This window comes from Eubacterium sp. AF19-12LB, assembly GCF_003479125.1.
GTDB classification, from domain to species: Bacteria; Bacillota; Clostridia; order Lachnospirales; family Lachnospiraceae; genus Eubacterium_U; species Eubacterium_U album.
Genome location: NZ_QUGP01000029.1, coordinates 1 through 2,430, shown reverse-complemented (window position 1 = coordinate 2,430; position 2,430 = coordinate 1). Strand labels below are relative to the sequence as shown.

Here is a 2,430-nt window from a genome sequence, read left to right as displayed (position 1 = left end):
AGTATGATAGTATTGCCATTAGAAGAAAGAAAGGCACATTTTGTGTAAGGTGAGGAAATGATTAATAGATAATTTGATTTAAGTAAGACACATATAGTTATTGAGCCTGTAGAGAATAGGTTTGTTTTGTGTACGCTTAAGTTGGATTATCGCAAGAGGCATTTCCTTTGTTTTCCTTTTGGAAAAGAAATAAGGGTCTATTTAGCGAGTCTATTTTTGCGTATGCAAAAAAGACTCGTTTTTGTGTGTTCAAAATAATAATTGGCTCAGACTTCGAAAAGGAGAAACTTTAATGTTGCAGATAAAAAAATTAAATTTAACACATAAAAAAGACCTGAGAATAATTCTTAATGATTTCAACCTTGTGCTAAATGATGGAGATAAGGCAGTTATTATTGGAGAAGAGGGAAATGGGAAATCGACATTAATGAAGTGGATATACAATCCGTCGCTTGTAGAAAACTATATAGAAGCAGATGGGGAAAGGATAATGGGACACGAACGTCTTGGTTATCTTCCGCAGGAGATGCTCGATGAAGATAAGGAAAAAACAATATACGAATATTTTTCTGAAGAGGAAATATTCTGGGAGAAAACGCCTAAAGAATTGTCTGTTATTGCGGGAAAATTTGGAATGAAAAATGATTTTTTCTACAGTAACCAGACAATGGGTAGTCTTTCAGGAGGCGAAAAAGTCAAGACACAACTTATGAGGCTTTTCATTCGCGATGTTTCTGTGCTGTTGTTGGACGAACCTTCCAATGACATCGACATTGCGACGCTTACATTACTGGAAAAAATCATAAATGACTGGAAGCACATTGTGCTTTTTATTTCACACGATGAAACGCTGATAGAGCGTACTGCCAACATGGTGATACATATCGAGCAGATTATACGAAAAACAAAGGCGAGATATACCGTGGCAAAGCTTCCCTATAGACGCTATGTGGAAGAACGGCTTCATAAATTTGAAATCCAAAAACAGCGGGCACTGAGTGACCGTAGGGAGAAAAAGATTCGCGATGAAAAATATCAAAGAGTTATGCAGAGTGTACAAGGTGCATTAAGAAGTTGTACCAGACAAGCACCGTCTGTTGCCAAAAACTTAAAGGACAAAATGCATACGGTTAAGGCAATGGAACGAAGATTTGAAAAAGAAGATGAAAATATGACTCAGATGCCGGAACAGGAAGAAGCAATCTTTGTCAAATTAGGGGATGAAAACTCACACATTCCCGCAGGAAAAACGGTCATAGAATATGAACTTTCAAAGCTTGTGACTCCGGATGGCAAAAGAATTTTAGCAGAAGGAATTCATTTAAAAATAAAAGGTTCAGAAAAAATCTGTATGATAGGAGCCAACGGGGCAGGAAAAACGACTCTTCTAAAAAAGATAGCGGAAGAACTCCTAAATCGGAATGACATTAAAGCAGAATATATGCCTCAAACTTATGAAGACCTGCTGGATTTGGATGTTACACCGGTTGATTACCTTGATAAAACAGGAGATAAAGAAGAGCGTACAAGAATTAGAACATACCTTGGTTCACTTAAATACACACCAGATGAAATGGAGCATCCGATTCGGGAGTTATCAGGCGGACAAAAGGCGAAAGTGCTTCTCTTGAGGATGAGCTTAAGTGGTGCAAATGTTCTTATTCTGGATGAACCGACAAGAAATTTTTCACCATTGTCCGGTCCGGTAATAAGAAAAATGCTCCGAGAATTTCCGGGGGCTGTCATTAGCATTTCTCACGATAGAAAGTATATTGAAGAGGTGTGCGATAAAATATATCAGCTAAATCCTAATGGATTACAGCTAATTGGTGATTGATAACAAAAAGGATGAAAGACTGACAAATTTCAGGCTTTTAGTGAGTTGGAAAGCATACAAAGATTTGAATTTGGAGGATAGATTATGGTACGTACAGAAGATGCATGTGAAATTATAAAATATGCTTTGCAAAACGAAATTAAAGTATATTTAGATGGCGGATGGGGTGTTGATGCACTTCTTAAAAGAGAATCAAGAATACACAATGATATTGATTTGTTTGTTGAACTGAAACATTATCATGATTATATTTATGTGATTAAGCAGCATGGATTTGAGGAAGTAAATACTGATTATACAACGGATGGTCATACTGTCTGGAAAGATGATAAACAAAGAATCATTGATTTACATTGTTTTGAATTTACAGATGACGGAATTGTTTATGAGGGAGATATATTTCCATCAAAAACTTTTTCCGGTATTGGAAAAGTTGGAGATATAACTGTTTCTTGTATTGAACCATTGAGTCAGGTAATGCTTCATTTGGGATATGAACACGATAAAAATGATGTGCATGATGTGATGCTGTTGTGTGAAACATTTCAAATAGCAATACCAGATGAATATAAGGAAAAGTAAAATTTCAGTTT

Annotated in this window: 2 protein-coding genes; both read left to right on the top strand. The window is 36.0% G+C overall.

Annotation, left to right across the window (positions count from 1 at the left end; translation table 11 throughout):
- The first annotated feature begins 292 nt into the window (after positions 1-292).
- Complete coding sequence (locus DWX29_RS12395; RefSeq protein ID WP_009247522.1) at positions 293-1,837, top strand: ATP-binding cassette domain-containing protein; 1,545 nt, start codon at positions 293-295, stop codon at positions 1,835-1,837.
- Between the two features lie 84 nt (positions 1,838-1,921).
- The gene (locus DWX29_RS12390; protein WP_009247521.1) at positions 1,922-2,419 is read left to right on the top strand and encodes an aminoglycoside nucleotidyltransferase; all 498 of its coding nucleotides are present in this window, start codon (positions 1,922-1,924) and stop codon (positions 2,417-2,419) included.
- The last annotated feature ends 11 nt before the right edge of the window (positions 2,420-2,430 follow it).